16 protein-coding genes are annotated in these 18,016 nt (G+C 48.9%); 2 read left to right on the forward strand and 14 right to left on the reverse strand.

Annotation, left to right across the window (positions count from 1 at the left end):
• Positions 1-20 precede the first annotated feature (20 nt).
• The 9 genes from V1498_RS21155 to V1498_RS21195 all read right to left on the reverse strand — a co-directional run bounded on the left by V1498_RS21155 (position 21) and on the right by V1498_RS21195 (position 8,159).
• Positions 21-353: a hypothetical protein gene (locus V1498_RS21155; protein WP_409296102.1), complete on the reverse strand. Its 333-nt coding sequence runs from the start codon at positions 351-353 to the stop codon at positions 21-23.
• A 156-nt stretch (positions 354-509) separates the two neighbouring features.
• Positions 510-1,130 carry a thymidine kinase gene (locus tag V1498_RS21160; protein ID WP_409296104.1) on the reverse strand — a complete coding sequence of 207 codons (621 nt, stop codon included), beginning with the start codon at positions 1,128-1,130 and terminating at the stop codon, positions 510-512.
• Between the two features lie 260 nt (positions 1,131-1,390).
• Entirely contained in the window at positions 1,391-1,591 is a 201-nt protein-coding gene (gene rpmE / locus V1498_RS21165) for a 50S ribosomal protein L31 (RefSeq protein WP_101639729.1), read from the reverse strand.
• 143 nt (positions 1,592-1,734) lie between these two features.
• Positions 1,735-3,021 carry a transcription termination factor Rho gene (gene rho / locus V1498_RS21170; RefSeq protein WP_409296106.1) on the reverse strand — a complete coding sequence of 429 codons (1,287 nt, stop codon included), beginning with the start codon at positions 3,019-3,021 and terminating at the stop codon, positions 1,735-1,737.
• A gap of 313 nt (positions 3,022-3,334) precedes the next feature.
• Positions 3,335-4,297, reverse strand: coding sequence for a class II fructose-bisphosphatase (gene glpX, locus V1498_RS21175; RefSeq protein WP_409296108.1), 963 nt, complete (start codon positions 4,295-4,297; stop codon positions 3,335-3,337).
• A gap of 87 nt (positions 4,298-4,384) precedes the next feature.
• Entirely contained in the window at positions 4,385-5,671 is a 1,287-nt protein-coding gene (locus tag V1498_RS21180; protein ID WP_409296110.1) for a UDP-N-acetylglucosamine 1-carboxyvinyltransferase, read from the reverse strand.
• Positions 5,672-5,917: 246 nt separating this feature from the next.
• Positions 5,918-6,565 carry a fructose-6-phosphate aldolase gene (fsa, locus tag V1498_RS21185; protein WP_409296112.1) on the reverse strand — a complete coding sequence of 216 codons (648 nt, stop codon included), beginning with the start codon at positions 6,563-6,565 and terminating at the stop codon, positions 5,918-5,920.
• A 132-nt stretch (positions 6,566-6,697) separates the two neighbouring features.
• A complete protein-coding gene (locus V1498_RS21190; protein WP_409296114.1) occupies positions 6,698-7,555 on the reverse strand; it encodes a class II fructose-bisphosphate aldolase in 858 nt (285 codons plus the stop codon).
• A 241-nt stretch (positions 7,556-7,796) separates the two neighbouring features.
• Positions 7,797-8,159 (reverse strand): response regulator, encoded by a 363-nt coding sequence (locus V1498_RS21195; RefSeq protein WP_409290714.1) that lies wholly within the window; start codon positions 8,157-8,159, stop codon positions 7,797-7,799.
• A gap of 227 nt (positions 8,160-8,386) precedes the next feature.
• On the opposite strand from V1498_RS21195, the gene V1498_RS21200 reads away from it, so the two are divergent.
• On the forward strand, positions 8,387-8,914 hold the full coding sequence (locus tag V1498_RS21200; protein ID WP_409296115.1) for a DUF2529 domain-containing protein: 528 nt from the start codon (positions 8,387-8,389) through the stop codon (positions 8,912-8,914).
• A 119-nt stretch (positions 8,915-9,033) separates the two neighbouring features.
• Here V1498_RS21200 and V1498_RS21205 read toward each other — a convergent pair whose 3' ends face one another.
• On the reverse strand, positions 9,034-10,641 hold the full coding sequence (locus V1498_RS21205; RefSeq protein WP_409296116.1) for a CTP synthase: 1,608 nt from the start codon (positions 10,639-10,641) through the stop codon (positions 9,034-9,036).
• Between the two features lie 301 nt (positions 10,642-10,942).
• Positions 10,943-11,521 (reverse strand): DNA-directed RNA polymerase subunit delta, encoded by a 579-nt coding sequence (gene rpoE, locus V1498_RS21210; protein ID WP_409296118.1) that lies wholly within the window; start codon positions 11,519-11,521, stop codon positions 10,943-10,945.
• Between the two features lie 359 nt (positions 11,522-11,880).
• Between rpoE and V1498_RS21215 the strand changes: the two genes are divergently transcribed.
• Positions 11,881-12,645 (forward strand): Nif3-like dinuclear metal center hexameric protein, encoded by a 765-nt coding sequence (locus V1498_RS21215; RefSeq protein WP_409299413.1) that lies wholly within the window; start codon positions 11,881-11,883, stop codon positions 12,643-12,645.
• A gap of 241 nt (positions 12,646-12,886) precedes the next feature.
• Here the strand turns inward: V1498_RS21215 and icmF are convergent, their stop codons facing one another.
• From icmF to V1498_RS21230, 3 genes are all read right to left on the reverse strand, one after another.
• On the reverse strand, positions 12,887-16,144 hold the full coding sequence (icmF, locus tag V1498_RS21220) for a fused isobutyryl-CoA mutase/GTPase IcmF (protein ID WP_409296119.1): 3,258 nt from the start codon (positions 16,142-16,144) through the stop codon (positions 12,887-12,889).
• The gene (locus V1498_RS21225; protein ID WP_409296120.1) at positions 16,144-16,779 is read right to left on the reverse strand and encodes a TetR/AcrR family transcriptional regulator; all 636 of its coding nucleotides are present in this window, start codon (positions 16,777-16,779) and stop codon (positions 16,144-16,146) included. Before V1498_RS21225 ends, icmF begins: the two co-directional genes overlap by 1 nt.
• Before the next feature lie 68 nt (positions 16,780-16,847).
• Complete coding sequence (locus tag V1498_RS21230) at positions 16,848-17,990, reverse strand: acyl-CoA dehydrogenase (protein WP_409296121.1); 1,143 nt, start codon at positions 17,988-17,990, stop codon at positions 16,848-16,850.
• Positions 17,991-18,016 lie beyond the last annotated feature (26 nt).

An 18,016-nucleotide genomic window follows, 5' to 3' on the forward strand; every position in this document is an offset into this window, starting at 1 on the left:
CGTCAAAAGGATTCGGCGTGCTAACGCTCGATCAGCCGGACGATGAATTCATAATTGGCAAGCTTCCTGGTCAGTTTCTCCGTCAATTTCTGTACGTGCAGCTCCCTCTCGGCCATTTCGAACTGCCCGGGGCTGATATAGCAGGTGACCCAGATTTTCTGGTCTTTTATAAATATGGGACCGGGTGTATAGGAGCCGGCCTCACACAGCAGCATCTTGATCTTATCTGGCACACCCGGCCTTTTTTTAAACGGAAGTATCGTGCAGCGGCTTTCAGAATCTGCACACATCCGGATCGCTTCAAGCTCATGCTGCAGGCCGCCGGTTTGTGTACGGTTTTTTTCTTTTCTCATAGCGCTCCCTCCTGTTAGCATTCTTTCCAAAAAGAGGGAGAGTTAATATAAATAACGAGCATGGAAGCGGGAGCTTCCTGTTCAAACTAAGTGCCATATTGCCGTCCAAAATAAAAAGGACCGAATCCATGTAGATTCGGCCCCTCATATAATAGCTTATATTTTCGTAATGGAGTCTGTCTTTTCCTTGAGAGGTTCCTCCCGGCCAGGCACTTCATGATGATGGCGGCAGCGCGGCTCATAGGCTTCCGACGCTCCGACGAGGATGACTGGATCATGGTAGGAAGCCGGCCTTCCGTCGATGAGGCGCTGAGTCCGGCTGGCAGGCGAGCCGCAGACGGCGCAGACAGCCTGCAGCTTTGTGACAGATTCAGCAAGAGACAGCAGGGCTGGTACCGGGCCGAACGGCTCGCCTTTGAAGTCCTGATCAAGGCCGGCAAGGATCACGCGGAAGCCGCTGTCAGCGAGATGCTGGGCCACTTCAACGATTTCTGCGTCAAAGAACTGAACTTCATCGATGGCAATCACGTCGAGGTCCGGATCGATCGCTTTAAAGATATCGGTAGATTTGGAGATGGGAACAGCTGTGAAAGAAGAGCCATTATGAGATACGACAGATTCTTCACTATACCGGTTATCGATGGCCGGCTTGAATACCATGATCTTCTGTTTGGCAAACTGCGCGCGCCGTACTCTTCTGATTAATTCCTCGGATTTCCCTGAGAACATGCTTCCGCAAATTATTTCCATCCAGCCTGTTTGTTTCATTACGTACATGAAATGGGCTCTCCCTTCACACTTTGCATCTATATTAAATAAAATCATTCATCGTCCATTGGAGTCATTACTATGTTTCCCTAATCCGCCAGTAAATCACAGACAAATGGGGATGAAAATGAAAAACCGCCATCCGGCGGAACAGGAATCTATTCAGCCGGTCCGCCTAAAAGAGTCAAAACCGGAGAATATATGTAAATCAAGCCTTAAAAAAACAGGCAAGAGAAAGTTCTTGCCTGTTTTCAGATATTGGTTTTAAATTACTTAATTCCGTATTTTTTGTTGAAACGGTCAACACGTCCGCCAGCTTCAGCGAATTTTTGACGTCCAGTGTAGAATGGATGACACTCGGAACAAGTTTCTACGCGGATATCATTTTTTACAGAACCAGTTTCAAAAGTGTTACCACAAGCACAAGTAACAGTAATTTTGTTGTAATTTGGATGAATTCCAGTTTTCATTCTTTTTCATCTCCTTCCGCCCTGAGTCATCTGAAACAGAGTTATAACTTCAAATGCGACTATGTTACTGCCGCATATATGATTAATCACATTGATTTTATTATAGCAAGTTTATATCAAATGTGCAAGGGTCTGCTATAAATTTACAAAGTGCGTTTTGAATTTCCATTCTGGTTTTTCTTCATTTCTTCTTCCAGCATCGCGAAGAAATCTTCGTTGCTTTTGGTAGTCTTCAGCTTGCGCAGGAAGCGCTCGCCGAAATCCGGGGAATCTGACATCGACTTGCGGATCGCCCACAGTTTGTCGAGATGGTTCTTTGGAATAAGGAGTTCTTCTTTCCGTGTTCCGGAACGGCGGATATCGATGGCCGGGAAGATCCTTCTTTCGGCAAGGGCGCGGTCTAAGTGGAGCTCGAGATTTCCAGTACCTTTAAACTCTTCATAGATCACATCATCCATGCGTGATCCAGTATCGACGAGTGCAGTCGCCAGGATCGTCAAGCTTCCGCCCTCTTCAATATTCCGCGCAGCCCCGAAGAACCGCTTCGGCCGATGGAAGGCTGCGGGATCGATCCCGCCTGAAAGCGTCCTTCCGCTCGGAGGGATCACAAGGTTATAGGCACGGGCCAGACGGGTGATGCTGTCCATCAGGATGATAACATCCCGCTTGTGTTCAACAAGGCGCATAGCGCGTTCGAGTACCAATTCAGCAACCTTGATGTGATTCTCCGGTACCTGGTCGAAGGTCGAGCTGACCACATCCCCGGCAACGGATCGTTCAATATCCGTCACTTCCTCCGGCCGTTCATCGATCAGGAGGACAATCAGCTCTGCTTCCGGATGATTGACTGTGATGGCATTGGCGATTTCTTTCAGAAGGATCGTCTTCCCTGCCTTCGGCGGAGCGACGATCAGACCGCGCTGTCCAAATCCGACAGGGGCGATCAAGTCCATGATTCTCGTGGACAGGTTCTTCTGGGTTGTTTCAAGCAGCATCTGGCGGTCTGGATATAAAGGGGTCAGACCCGGGAAATGCACCCGTTCCTTGGCCGATTCCGGATCATCGCCATTCACGGCTTCTACATGCAGGAGACCGTAATATCTTTCGTTTTCCTTAGGAGGACGGACCTTGCCTGATACCTTGTCCCCGTTCCGCAGGTCAAAACGGCGGATCTGGGATGCGGAAATATAAATGTCCTCAGAGCTCGATGAATAATTGATCGGGCGCAGGAAGCCAAAGCCTTCAGAAGGGATGATTTCAAGGACGCCTTCCATGAACAGGAGACCGTCCTGCTCTGCCCTAGCTTTCAATATAGCAAAGATCAGCTCTTTCTTTGAGAGCTTGCTATAATAGGAAACCTTAAATTCACGCGCTAATTCATAAAGCTCTTTCAGCTTCATTGTTTCTAGACTTGAAATTGTTAAGTTCATTACGACACCACTCTTTTTAAATTAGCTAACACCAGGAAAGAAAATATAGGAGAGTTCTTTGACTTGGAGTAAGTTTGAAGAAATTTTTGTGTTACGGATTCAAAGCAAACTTAATTTTACTTTTTTTAATTAAATTATTCAACTATAAAAATACAGCTGCCGTTCCCTATAGTTTAAGATGGCTTGAGGGGCTTTAGCTTAAGGGTCAGAGGATAACTTGTTGCGGGTCTTTGGCGGGTCAGGTATGAATCCTGCTGTCTTCTTATAAATCAAGGAAGCGAGCGAAGCCGCCCGCTTGTGTTCATTTATATGATTATTTCATGACAAGATTCGGTTTTTTGTTCAGGCTGTGGCGTCCGTCTATGAAGCGGACGGTACCTGATTTAGCCCTCATGACCAGTGAGTGAGTTTCTCCATAGAAGCCTTTATACTGAACACCCCGGAGAAGTTCTCCGTCTGTAACACCGGTGGCGGCAAAAATGGCATCCTCGCCTCTGACGAGATCTTCCATTCTTAGTATTTTATTGACATCTAACCCCATTTTCAAACACCTGGCATTTTCGCTTTCATTCTGCGGTAGTAATTTACCCTGAATTTCGCCGCCTAAACATTTTAAAGCAACCGCTGCCAGAACCCCTTCAGGCGCACCGCCGGATCCGAATAATATATCCACTCCGGTCGTATCAAAGGCCGTGTTGATGGCTCCGGCAACATCCCCATCATTGATGAGCTTGATCCGTGCGCCCGCTTCACGGAGCTGACGGATGATGTCCTGGTGGCGCTCCCGGTTCAGGACAGTGGCCACGACATCTTCAATGTCCTTGTTCTTCGCCCGGGCCACGGCCCTCAGGTTATCAAGGACAGAGGCGTTGATGTCCACCTGGCCGACGGCTTCAGGACCGACAGCGATTTTATCCATATACATATCAGGCGCATGGAGAAGATTGCCGTGATCGGCTACCGCCAGGACTGCGAGTGCATTCCAGCCGCCTGATGCCACGATATTGGTGCCTTCAAGGGGATCGACAGCTACATCCACGCGCGGGCCATAGCCTGTGCCGAGCTTTTCTCCGATATACAGCATGGGAGCCTCGTCCATTTCCCCTTCACCGATTACAACGGTACCCTTCATCGGGACCGTGTCAAAAACATCACGCATCGCTGAAGTTGCTGCACCGTCCGCTTCGTCCTTCTTCCCCCGGCCCATCCACCGCGCAGAAGACAAGGCGGCTGCCTCCGTTACTCTTACTAATTCCATTGATAGACTTCTTTCCACTGCAATCCCCCCTGTGCTACGATTCTTCGGTTATATTGTATAACACATTAAAGAAAAATGTAACACATTAACCGGAATATCCAGGAATTATGAGCTCTTTAACTGTTCAGCCTCTTCTTCTGAAAGCTTTTCACGCCAAACAGTCGCACCAAGACCGGTCAGTTTTTCCTCCAGGTTGCTGTAGCCCCGGTCAATATGCTCAAGCCCAGTGATTTCTGTGATGCCTTCTGCCATCAGGCCGGCAATCACAAGGGCTGCCCCTGCTCTCAGGTCGCTTGCTTTCACCTTTGCTCCATGCAGCTGGACAGGCCCAGAGACAATCGCTGAACGGCCCTCTACCTTAATGTTGGCACTCATGCGCCTCAACTCATCGATATGCTTAAACCGTGCTCCGTAAATGGTGTCGGTCACAACCGCCGATCCGGCAGCCTTGGTCAGGAATGCAGTAAAGGGCTGCTGAAGGTCGGTTGGGAACCCGGGATAAACAAGCGTTTTGATATCGACGGCCTTCAGGTCTTCCCCAGGCGACACAAATATCTGATCATCCCCTGTCTCGACATTCACTCCCATTTCCCTAAGCTTCGCTGTAAGCGATTCCAAATGCTGGGGAATAACATTGTCCACAAGAATCCCATTTCCGGCTGCGGCAGCCAGGATCATAAAGGTTCCTGCTTCAATCCGGTCCGGGATGATGGTATGGCGGCAGCCGTGCAGGCTCTCCACACCATCTATGCGGATGATATCTGTACCTGCACCCTTGATGCGCGCGCCCATATTGGTCAAAAGGGTGGCTACATCAATGATCTCAGGCTCTTTCGCTGCATTCTCAATGGTTGTCCGCCCTTTGGCCATCACGGCAGCAAGCATGATATTGATCGTTGCGCCGACACTGACGACATCCAGATAAATTTTGGCACCCTTCAGCTCATCGGCACGGAGGTAAATCGCTCCCTGCTCATTCGTGATCTGTGCCCCCAGGGCCTCAAAGCCTTTAATATGCTGATCGATCGGTCTCGGACCCAGGTGGCAGCCGCCCGGAAGCCCGATGACTGCCTTCTTGAACCGGCCAAGCATGGCCCCCATCAGATAGTAGGATGCCCGAAGTTTTTTCACACGGCCGTTTGGCAGCGGCATGGAGATCATCTTCGAGGGATCGACAGTCATTTCATTGTCGGCAAAGGAAACCGTCCCCCCTATTTCCTCAAGCAGGCCTTGCAATATGTCAACATCAGATATCTCGGGAAGCCCCTCCAGGGTTACAGGTGAATTGGCTAAAATGGTGGCTGGAATGAGCGCAACGGCACTGTTTTTAGCACCGCTGACCCTGATTGATCCCTTTAGGGGATATCCGCCTGCGATTTTAAGTTTTTCCATAATAATACTCCCTTCTAAACCTGAGCGGTGGTGGTATGAAAGTGATTTTGAATAAAGGAATTTATTTCCATGGCTTAAATGCATAAGATGTCAGCATCCGATACTGTCTAGTTTACACAATTATGCTTCATTCATGTAAGCAAATATATAAATTTTTCCATAGTCCGTTTATGCCATATATTTTTGCTGCCATGTTCCCTATACCACATACCTCAGGATAGAATCCTTCTTCCAAAAACTTTTCTATTATTTCCCCCTGGCATTCCAATCTGCGAGGAACGCATCAATGCCTTTGTCAGTCAGGGGATGCTTGAATAGCCCCATCAATACTTTATACGGGATGGTCGCAATATGGGCACCTCTCAGGGCAGCCTCCGTCACATGGAGCGGATGGCGGATGGAAGCGGCGATGATCTGAGTATCCAGGCTGTGGATATGGAGGATGTCAGCGATGTCTGAAATGAGCTGGAGGCCATCCTGCCCGATGTCATCGAGCCTGCCCAAGAACGGGGAAACATAAGTTGCTCCAGCCCTTGCTGCAAGCAGCGCCTGGTTTGCATTGAAAATGAGCGTTACGTTGGTCTCGATTCCCTGCTGGGACAGTTTGTGCACAGCCTTTAAGCCTTCAGGAGTCATGGGTACCTTTATCGTAATATTGGGGGCGATGGCGGCAAGCTCTTCCGCTTCCTTCAGCATGCCTTCCGCATTCAGGGCGATGACTTCGGCACTTACTGATCCTTTTACAAGGCTCGTGATTTCTTTGAGGCGGTCATGGAAAGATACATTTTTTTCCTTGGCGACAAGGGATGGATTGGTGGTCACTCCAGCCAGCAGGCCGAGCTCGTGTGCTTCGCGGATTTCGTCAAGATTTGCGGTATCGATAAAGAATTTCATGGGTATCCCTCACTTTGTGTCGGAATTTTCAATATTTTTTTATTAAAAATAAAAAGGGAAAGTGTTATTTTCCCTTTGTGTAATATGAAAAACCGAAACCACTGCTCCGAGCGGTTTCGATTTGTCATTAAATTATGCTTTGCTGCTTGATCCGAATTCACGCATCTTACCGGCAACTGTCGCTTTGATTGCTTCGCGGCCAGGCACGATGAATTTACGCGGGTCATAAACTTCCTGATCTTTGTTAAGAACTTCGCGGACAGCTTTCGTGAATGAAATCTGGTTCTCCGTATTAACATTGATCTTAGAAGTTCCAAGAGAAATGGATTTTTGGATATCCTTAGTCGGAATACCGGTACCTCCGTGAAGAACCAATGGAATGCCCGTTGAATTGCGGACTTCTTCCATTTCCTTGAAGCCAAGGTTTGGTTCGCCTTTGTAAGGACCGTGAACGGAGCCAAGTGCTGGTGCCAGGCAGTCAACGCCAGTACGCTCAACAAGCTCGGCGCATTCTTTTGGATCTGCGTAGATAACGCCCGCAGCGACTACATCGTCTTCCTGTCCGCCGACTACTCCAAGCTCAGCCTCAACAGAAACTCCTTTTGAGTGAGCATATTCCACTACTTTGGAAGTAGTTTCAATGTTTTCCTCAAACGGGTGATGTGAAGCATCGATCATAACAGATGTAAAGCCGGCATCGATTGCTTCTTTACACTTTTCGTAGCTTGATCCGTGATCAAGGTGGATCGCTACAGGAACCGTAATCTTCATATCTTGCATTAATCCCTTGACCATCATAACGGTTGTGTAGAAGCCGCCCATATGACGCGCAGCACCTTCAGACACACCAAGGATGACCGGTGATTTTTCTTCTTCTGCAGCGGCCAGGATGGCTTGAGTCCATTCCAGGTTGTTGATGTTATATTGGCCGACTGCATATTTACCCTCGAGGGCTTTATTCAGCATTTCTGTCATAGAAACTAAAGGCATTATGTTTCCTCCTTAAGTAAGTAGAACTGATTAACACTGCCAATGCAGAGTTCCCTCCTAGAATTTTACCTTTAATGATAGAGACCTATACGTTAAAGAAACCAGAAGGATTTAAAAAACCATTTTAAGCATAACAATTGATAGTGCAATGAGCAACAATTTACCCACGCCAGTCCTGCAAAATTTAAGGAATTTCCTTTAATTGTGAACACTCACCGAAAATTACGACGATTGGGAGGGCTTACACCAAAATATTTTCCCTGACTGCCTTGCGGATGTCATCGATGTCGAACGGTTTGGCAAAATGGGTGAGCGCCCCGAGGTCCCTTGCTTCCTGGATCATATCCAGCTCCCCGTAGGCAGTCATGATGATGATGCGGATGTCCTGATCCATCTGTTTCATCCGTTTAAGGATTTCGATTCCGTCCATCCCCGGGATTTTCATGTCAAGCAGCACAAGGTCAGGCGGATATTTTTGGACGATATCAAGGGCCTGCGGGCCGTTTGCAGCCTGGAATGTTTCATAGCCTTCCCTTTGGAGGACTTCATTCAGCAGGATCCTTATTCCAAATTGATCATCGACTATCAATACTCTTCTTCCCATTTTGTTCTTACCCCTTTTCTTATTAGAGAAATCGTCATTGAATTTGTTTTATACACCAGTCCGGTTTTTGGCAACTCTACAATACTTCTCCTTGCAGTTCCATAATTCCTGCACATTTTGTATGTTTTTATAGCACGTGCCGTTTAACGCCGGCGGCATTTTCGTGCGAAATGAAATGGGATATGTTATATAAGAGAGAAGATATTTAAAGCAGGAGGAGTTTTAGCATGCTCAAAATTTTTTCTACCCAGCTGACTGGGGTTTATAACCGGATTATGGATGGGGAAGAGTTTTCCCTTGAAGACGGTGCAAGGCTGTTATGCCAGGCGGTGGTCAGCGAGGGCACCCTATATCTTCACGGTTTCAGGGAGATGCAGGGAGTGATGGCCGAGGCCTTTCACGGCTCTGAACCGCTGGAATTTGCCAAGCCGCTTCCGGACAACCTGGCTGATGTAACGACTGCCGACCGCGTGCTGCTGTTCACCCGTACTGCCGACGATGATGAAGCCGCAGCCCTAGGCCGGGAGCTCCGCGAGCGGGACATCGCCTTTGTGGCTGTCTCTTCTCTCCATAAGGACCAGCCGAATGAACTCGCGGACCTTGCCGACATCCATATCGACACCAAGCTCACACGCTCACTGCTTCCCGGTGACGACGGCGGGCGCTACGGCTTCCCCACGCTCATGGCAGCCCTGTTCGCCTACTATGGCCTAAAATTTAATATTGAAGAAATTATCAGCGAGTACAACGAGTAGGGAAATAAGGGACTGTCCCTCATTTCCCGCCCGTCACTCCACGGATTTCTCCGCTGGGAAATAGGGGACTGTCCCCCTAAAGAAAAAAGCTGAACCGGGTGGTTCAGCTTTTTTTCATATTATAGTTTTTCGCTGAATTTCAGGGAAGCGCCGATGAAGTCGCGGAAGAGCGGCTGCGGGCGTGTTGGTCTGGATGTGAATTCCGGATGGAATTGGCATGCCAGGAACCAAGGGTGATCCGCAAGCTCCACGATTTCGACCAGACGGCCGTCAGGGCTTGTACCGGAGAAGATAAAGCCAGCCTTCTCCATTTCCTGGCGGTATTGGTTGTTGAACTCATAACGGTGGCGATGGCGCTCGTAGATGACTTCATCCTGATAGGCTTCAAAGGCTTTCGTGCCTTCCGTGAGCTTGGCAGGATAAAGGCCGAGCCTCAATGTGCCGCCGAGATCTTCTACATCCTTCTGCTCTGGAAGAAGGTCGATGATCGGATAATCTGTAACAGGATCCAGCTCAGAGGAATGTGCTCCTTCAAGATTCAGCACATTGCGTGCATATTCCACGGAAGCCAGCTGCATGCCGAGGCAGATTCCGAAGAACGGCTTTTTGTTCTCACGGGCATATTCGATCGCAAGAATCTTGCCTTCCACACCACGGTCGCCAAATCCGCCAGGAACCAGGATTCCGTCCGCCGTGCTAAGAAGCTCTCCGACATTCTCCTTAGTCACGTGCTCAGCATTGATCCAATTGATATCAATGTCAGCATCGAACTGATAGCCTGCATGCTTCAGTGCTTCAACAACTGAGATATAGGCGTCCTGAAGCTCGACATATTTACCGACAAGTGCAATTTTAGCCGTTTTGGACAGGTTCTGCACTTTTTCAACCAGCGCTGTCCAGTCGGTCATTTCTGCTTCGCCGCATTTCAGTTTCAGATGGTCGCATACGATCTGGTCCATGTTCTGTTCCTGGAGCGTGAGCGGGATGGAGTAAAGCGTTTCAGCATCACGGCATTCGATTACTGCCTTTGTATCGATATCACAGAACAGGGCGATTTTATCCTTCATGTCCTGGGAGATTTCCATCTCTGTGCGCACGACGATGATATTCGGCTGAATGCCAAGGCTCCGCAGTTCTTTTACGCTGTGCTGAGTCGGCTTTGTTTTCATTTCTCCGGCAGCCTTGATGTAAGGCACCAGTGTACAGTGGATGTACATGACATTGTCGCGGCCGATATCGCTTTTGATCTGGCGGATTGCCTCAAGGAATGGAAGTGATTCGATATCACCGACAGTACCGCCGATTTCTGTGATAACCACATCTGCATTGGTCTCGCGGCCAGAGCGGAATACGCGTTCCTTAATTTCATTCGTGATGTGCGGGATAACCTGTACAGTACCGCCAAGATAATCGCCGCGGCGCTCTTTTTTTAGAACGGTTGAGTAGATTTTTCCTGTCGTTACATTGCTGTGCTTGCCCAGGTTGATGTCGATGAAACGCTCATAGTGGCCAAGGTCAAGATCTGTCTCTGCGCCATCGTCTGTCACGAAGACCTCACCATGCTGGTATGGGCTCATCGTTCCTGGATCCACATTGATGTATGGATCGAACTTTTGGATCGTTACGTTCAAGCCTCTGTTTTTCAAGAGCCTTCCAAGTGACGCTGCTGTAATTCCTTTGCCTAGAGAAGAAACTACACCGCCTGTTACGAAAATATATTTTGTCATCTGTTACTTCCCCCTTCAAATAGCTTCCTCTCGGAGCATTCCCTGTTCCTGCCTGGTACTGCTATGCATAAAGTCCATTAACTGGATTTACTTTAGGATGGCTCAACCAAAAAATGATAACTTTCTCTGAAAAAGTTTGCCACAAACGAAAAAACTTATGATTTTTTCCAGAAAAAATAAAAACGCTCCGCTTACATAAAGTAAGGGAGCGGTATAATCGTTCTCTGTGCCCTTTTTGTTTTAAGGAGCCCAAAAATGATTCTACAAATATCACTATTAAAAGTCAAGCACTAACTCATATTTAGACACGATCGTCCTCTTCATCTGAGTCTTCCTCATCGGAGTCTTCATCGTCGTCATCAAGGTCAGTCTCTTCGTCGTCCACGATGAACCCGCCTTCCTCAAGCGCTTCTTCGATGTCTTCTTCAGCATCATCGTCGTCGTCATCATCCAGAAGATCGTCATCGTCTTCGACGAGGTCTTCTTCTTCCTCGAAGTCATCAAGCTCATCATAATCCAGATCTTCTTCTTCAACTTCTTCGAAGTCTTCAACATCTTCTTCCTCGGCCTTCTTCGCCTTTTTCTTCTTAGGCTTTGCAGCCGGAAGGACTTCGTCTTCGATCTGGTCGACAGGATACCAGGCTTTCAGGCCCCAGCGGTTTTCCCCGCGTGACGTGAAGCGCCCGTCCGCATTCAGGTCTGTATAGAACTGAGCGAGCCTTCTTTTAAGCTCTTCATCAGATATCCCCTGGAGGCGTTTGGCTTCCTCGAGAAGGTCTGCAAAAACAATCGGTTCCTTCCTGCCTGCAAGGATGCCGTAGGCAAGTTCTATTAAAGACATTTCCTTTAATTCTTCTTTTGAGTACTGACTTAAACTCACAGTCTCTGCACTTCCTTTCTATAATACGCACCAATAATCCCTGGAACTCTTTTAGCGAATCCAGGAATGACCGTATGTATGCTAAGCTTGACAGCTATAAGATCGATGTAATATTGCTAGACATATATAACATTATAAACAATAGACATTGGAATATGCTAGTTCAATGTTGCAGTTTCCCCCGTTTTTCCAATTTATCACCCCAAAACCGGAAAAATCAAGGATATTCATTTCAATATGCACTACCATCCTGCCCAATTTCACAAGTAATCAGACTATGGCAGACAAAAAATCTGAACCCGGCCGTCTTTATCTGGATTTTTATGGTAAGATACCAGGAATGAAAGCGGGGGATCATGATGAATATAAACGAGTTTAAACAGACAATAACATCTTTATTCGGTAATGAAATGCTGGAGGAGTTCCACGATGACTATGGATTTACACACAAGGCCAGCCGCCCCATTTATAAAGCAGGCTACTCCACGAATCTTTCACTGGAAGTCATAGAAAAGGCCGCGCTAAAGAAGGCAGACCTGATCATCACCCATCATGATGCATGGGACTTTATCTATGGACTGAGGGAGGAATGTGTGAAGAGGCTGAAGGACTATGGCATCAGCCACTTCTGGATACACGGCCCCCTCGACTATGCGGACTTCGGCACCTGTACTTCCCTCATGACTCGCCTTGGGGCTGATTCTATCTTAAAATATTCCTCCTATGAAAATGGCGACGATCCGGGGGTCGCTGAATTCAAGGATCCTGTCAGCTTTCAAGCTCTGACAGAACGGATGCGGTCAGCGCTGAATGAACCGGTGCGTGCCTGGAAGCACCACGACCGGCCAGTAAAAAGGATTGGTGTATTGACCGGGGCCGGCCATAGCACTGACTACATTAAATTCGCACTGGATGAAGGCTGCGACACTTACATAACCGGGGAAGCGACTCTCTATACGGTGCAATATGTCCAATTTGCCGGCATCAACCTGCTGGCCGGCAGCCATACTTTTACAGAGGTCTTTGGTGTCGAGAGCCTGGCCAGACGGGTCCGGCAGCTGCATCCGGAGATTGAAATCTTCGAGCTTGAAGAAGAGCATTTTGAACTTGCTCTGACTCTATAGCTTTTCTGTGGAAAAGGGGCGGAGCTGCATGTAACAGAAGGCTTCCTGCAGCCAGGTGTGAACATCATTCATCTCGCAGGCATTCTGCTCCTCGCGCCTTATCCGCTCCCACCGCCCCATTGTATTTGTTCCCGCTCTTGTCCAGATTCTTTTTTCGTGCATGGGCTGCGAGCAGAAAACTCATGTTTGTTTTATGAAAAAATCCCTCCTGTCCGCTAACAGACAGAAGGGATTTTTTTCATTACATATTCCTGCGGTACTGTCCGCCGACTTCATAGAGAGCTTTTGTTATCTGGCCAAGGCTGGCTGATTTTACAGTCTCCATAAGCTCAGCGAAAATATTGCTGCCGCTGTAGGCAGCCTTTTGCAGGCGTGCCAGTGCTGCGTCAGCTTCTGATGCGTGTGCCTGCTGGAATTTTTTCAGATTGTTGATCTGCTGTTCTTTTTCATCCGCGGATGCCCGGGCAAGTTCCATGCTGTTCAGATCCTCATCAGATGGCGGATTTGGATTCAGATAGGTGTTGACCCCGATAATCGGCAGTTCGCCTGAGTGTTTCTTCATTTCGTAATACATGCTCTCATCCTGGATTTTCCCGCGCTGATACTGCGTTTCCATGGCTCCGAGCACGCCGCCCCGGTCATCGATCCGGTCGAATTCCTGGAGGACCGCTTCCTCTACAAGGTCTGTCAGTTCTTCAATGATAAACGAGCCTTGAAGCGGATTTTCGTTCTTGGACAGGCCGTGCTCCTTGGTGATGATCATCTGGATGGCCATCGCCCTCCGCACAGACTCCTCAGTCGGAGTCGTGATGGCTTCATCATAGGCATTTGTATGAAGCGAGTTGCAGTTATCCTGTAGTGCCATCAGGGCCTGCAGCGTTGTCCTGATATCGTTAAAGTCAATTTCCTGCGCATGAAGCGACCTGCCTGAAGTCTGGATATGATACTTCAGCTTCTGGCTCCGCTCGTTCGCGCCATATTTATCCCTCATTACAGTGGCCCAGATTCGTCTCGCCACACGTCCGAGGACGGTATACTCCGGATCAAGCCCATTTGAGAAGAAGAAGGACAGATTCGGAGCAAAGTCATTGATGCTCATACCGCGGCTCAAATAATATTCCACATAGGTAAAGCCGTTGGCCAGGGTGAACGCCAGCTGGGAAATCGGGTTGGCGCCTGCTTCAGCGATATGGTAGCCGGAGATGGAGACAGAATAATAATTCCTCACCTTTTTATCGATGAAGTATTCCTGAATATCCCCCATCAGGCGGAGTGCAAATTCTGTCGAGAAAATACAGGTGTTCTGCCCTTGGTCTTCCTTCAGGATATCTGCCTGGACTGTTCCCCTTACAGACTGGAATGTTGTTTCACTCACCATTCCATACTCCTCGGCTGTAAGCTCCCGGCCAAGCTCCGTTTCCTTCTTCTCAACCTGCTGCTGAATGGCTGTGTTCAGGTACATCGCAAGGATAATCGGCGCCGGACCATTGATGGTCATGGAAACAGATGTGGACGGATGGCATAAGTCAAAACCGGCATACAGCTTTTTCATGTCTTCAAGCGTACAGATGCTCACGCCGCTCTCGCCCACTTTTCCGTAGATGTCCGGCCTGTAGTCCGGATCCTCCCCGTAAAGCGTCACCGAATCAAAGGCTGTACTCAGACGCTTGGCAGCATCATCCTTCGACAGATAATGGAAGCGGCGGTTCGTCCTTTCCGGCGAGCCTTCCCCGGCGAACTGGCGCTTCGGATCCTCACCTTCCCTTTTAAAGGGGAACACCCCAGCCGTGTATGGGAAGAATCCAGGGGCATTCTCGCGGTATACCCAGCGGAGGATCTCGCCGTAATCCTGGAACTGCGGCAGAGCCACCTTCGGAATATCCAGCCCTGAGAGGGATCTTATCTTAAGTGTGGTCACGATTTCTTTATCCCGGATCTTGGTGACAAATTGGTCTGCTGCATATTTCTCCTTGAAGGCTTCCCAGCCGCCGATGATGTTCTTGGACTCCTCAGAGAGTGACTGATAAGTCTCCTCCTTCAGGGCTTCAAGGGATGAGACAATCTCAGCTGCTAATTCTTTTTCCTGGACAGCGGAGATGGCCCCCTCAAGCTGGAACAGTCTGCGGGCCGCTTCTTCCTGTTTCTTTGCTTTCGCATGATAATTTCTGACTGTATCGGAAATTTCCCGCAGATAGTAGCGGCGGTCATTCGGAATGATGACATTCTGTTTGACGACTTCTGCATCCTTAGAAAAGCTCGTTGTCCAGCTGAGGCCGGCTTTTTCATTGATCTTCTCTACCAGTGCCGCGAAAAGGGCGTTGGTCCCCGGATCATTGAACTGGCTTGCGATCGTCCCGTAAACAGGCATGGCGCCCGTCTCTTGATCAAACAGCATCCGGCTTCTCTGGAACTGCTTCTGCACCTGGCGTTTTGCATCCTCAGAGCCCTTCCGCTCAAATTTATTGATGACAATCAAATCGGCAAAGTCAATCATATCAATCTTTTCAAGCTGTGAGGGGGCACCGAATTCACTGGTCATCACATACATGGAAAGGTCTGTTACTTCTGTGATGCCGGCATCGCCCTGGCCGATCCCGCTCGTCTCCACGACGATCAAATCAAAGCCGCCTGCTTTCACGACACTAAGGGCGTCCTTCAAGGCAAGTGAAATCTCACTGCCGGATTCCCTGGTCGCAAGACTCCGCATGTACACCCTTGGGCTGAAGATGGCATTCATCCGGATACGGTCGCCGAGAAGGGCACCGCCTGTTTTCCGCTTGGTAGGATCAATGGATAGAATGGCAATCCTTTTATCCGGAATCTCATTCAGAAACCTGCGTATCAATTCATCGGTCAGCGAGCTCTTCCCGGCTCCGCCCGTCCCGGTAATTCCAAGGATCGGTACATTTCCGCCCTGCTGTTTTACCTCATCAAGCACCTTCTCTACCGCGGCTGCCGCCTCATCCTGTACGCTCACGCGGTTTTCAACAAGCGTGATAAAGCCGGCGATCGTCTTATGGTCGCCTTTTTTTAGCTGGTCCAGCTGTCCCAGAAGATCAGGGGAAGCTGTAGCGAAATCGCATTCCTTGATCATGATATCGATCATGCCCTGAAGTCCATACTTCCTTCCGTCCTCAGGGGAGAAAATCCATGCAATCCCATAATCATGGAGCTCCTTGATTTCCTTTGGAATAATAACACCGCCCCCGCCGCCATAAATGCGGATGTGGGAGGCACCTCTCTCCTTCAGGAGGTCATACATATACTTAAAATATTCCACATGGCCGCCCTGGTAGGATGAAATGGCAATTCCCTGAACATCCTCCTGAATGGCCGCGTTCACTACTTCCTCCACCGAACGGTTATGGCCAAGATGGATGACCTCGGCGCCGCTTCCCTGCAGAATGCGCCTCATAATATTAATAGAAGCATCATGGCCGTCAAATAAACTTGATGCGGTCACGAACCTGATATGATTCTTTGGCTGATACCCTTCCATTACGTCAATCTCTCCCCTCTTCTGCACAATCCGTGAAAAAGCAGATTCGTCTGATGGTCCACATACTCTTCAAGTGAGAACATTTTTTTAAGCGCCCATCTCCTGAAGCTCCACATCTGGCCCTGGACAAAAATATTGTGGGCAATCATTTTAATCTCCGGCTCCGTCAGACGGAGTTCCCCTTTTTCAACACAGAGATGAACCATCTCTTCGAACATGGCGACCATTTCAATTTCCTTTTGAAGGACATATGGAAGTGCGTCCTTTGTCAGTGATTTGACTTCCTGATACATGACCAGGACCTCATCCTGCATGTCATCCATCACCTTGAAAAAGTTATAGATGCCAAGCTTCAATGATTCCAGGGTTCCCACTTTTGTGTCGAGCCCCTGCTGCAGGCGGTCCCGGACCTCCTCATAAATATGGTCGCAGACGAGATACAGCACATCTTCCTTTGTCCTGATATATTCATAGAGAGTGCCGATGCTGAATCCGGCTGCCTTGGCTATTTCCCTTGTGGTTGTACGGTGAAAGCCCTTCTCCTTGAAAAGAGTTACGGCACCCTTGATCATTTCATTCCTTCTTTTTAAGATCAGCCGCTCATCCTTGACTGTGGCGTGAATGTCCCTTTTCATCGTCACCCTCCCGCCTTCTCTCTTATTCGAAAAAGGGAAAAAGGGACGTGTGTCCCCTCTCCCGGCAATCAGTCCTTGGTGATCATTCTTGAGATGACCAGCTTCTGAATTTCCTGTGTTCCTTCATAAATCTGGGTGATCTTCGCATCCCGCATATAACGCTCTACAGGATAATCCTTCGTATATCCATAGCCGCCGAATACCTGGACCGCCTCTGTCGTCACCTTCATGGCCGTATCGCCGGCAAACAGTTTAGACATCGCAGATTCCTTCCCATACGGAAGGCCTTCGGACTCAAGCCATGCGGCCTGGTAGGTCAACAGGCGGGAGGCTTCGATCTGGGTGGCCATATCGGCAAGCTTGAAGCCGATTCCCTGCTGGGCTGCAATCGGCTTGCCAAACTGCTGGCGTTCTTTTGCATAAGCCACGGATGCATCAAGCGCCCCCTGTGCGATGCCGACCGCCTGGGCAGCAATTCCGTTCCGGCCGCCGTCAAGAGTCATCATCGCGACTTTAAAGCCTTCTCCCTCTTTGCCCAGCATATTTTCTTTTGGCACACGGCATTCTTCAAAGATGATTTCAGTCGTTGGTGATGAGCGGATGCCGAGTTTCTTTTCCTTTTTGCCGACGCTGAAGCCTTCAAATCCGCTTTCAACGATGAATGCGCTTGTTCCTTTTTGCTTGGATGACGGATCAGTCAAAGCAAACACCACATAGATATCGGCAATGCCGCCATTGGTAATGAAAATCTTAGAGCCATTCAATACATAATGATCTCCGTCAAGCCTTGCCGTAGTCCTCATTCCGCCGGCATCTGAACCGGATCCCGGTTCTGTCAGGCCGTATGCCCCAATTTTTGTACCTTCTGCAAGCGGGCGCAGATATTTCTGCTTTTGCTCCTCAGAGCCAAATTTGTAAATAGGCCAGCCCGCAAGCGAGGTATGGGCAGACAAGGTAACGCCTGTGGACGCACACACACGGGAAAGCTCCTCAACCGCAATACAGTAAGCAAGATAATCACTGCCGATTCCGCCGTACTCCTCCGGCCACGGAATGCCTGTCAGGCCAAGGCCTGCCATCTTGTCGAAGATTTCCCGGTCAAACCTTTCTTCTTCATCGCGCTCGGCAGCTGTCGGAGCTACCTCTTTCTGAGCGAAATCACGGACCATTTTACGGATCATTTCATGTTCTTCTGTTAATTTAAATTGCATGATTATTCCCCCAGGCTATTTAATCT

It is taken from the genome of Paraperibacillus marinus (genome assembly GCF_046237605.1).
GTDB classification, from domain to species: domain Bacteria; phylum Bacillota; class Bacilli; order Bacillales; family DSM-1321; genus Paraperibacillus; species Paraperibacillus marinus.